The 413-nt window shown below is 68.5% G+C and carries 1 pseudogene; it reads left to right on the top strand.

What is annotated here, in order from left to right:
* Positions 1-413: pseudogene (locus tag ADL29_RS10260) on the top strand (amino acid transporter); the annotation flags it as partial.

Below are 413 nucleotides of genomic sequence, written 5' to 3'. Positions count from 1 at the left end.
CCCCGCACGTCGTCACCGACTGGTCCCACGCCCTCACCACCGAGCACGGCAACGTCCTGGCCATGGTCGGAGTCGCCCTGCTCGTCTTCCCGAAGCTGGGGCTCGGACTGTCCGGGTTCGAAACCGGTGTTGCGGTCATGCCGCACGTCGAGGGGGCGCCGGACGACACCGACGAGCGCCCCGTGGGGCGGATCCGGGGCACGAAGAAGCTGCTGACGACCGCTGCCGTGATCATGAGCGCCTTCCTGGTCCTCACCAGCTTCATCACGACCCTGCTCATCCCGGAGGGCGAGTTCAAGCCGGGCGGTGCGGCCAACGGGCGCGCGCTGGCCTACCTGTCCCATGAGTACCTCGGCAACGCCTTCGGCACCGTCTACGACATCTCCACCATCGCCATCCTCTGGTTCGCCGGC

Origin of the sequence: Streptomyces chattanoogensis (assembly GCF_001294335.1) — a bacterium.
GTDB classification, from domain to species: domain Bacteria; phylum Actinomycetota; class Actinomycetes; order Streptomycetales; family Streptomycetaceae; genus Streptomyces; species Streptomyces chattanoogensis.
The sequence above is the reverse complement of the archived record's forward strand: the minus strand, read 5'-3'. Positions and strand labels throughout refer to the sequence as shown.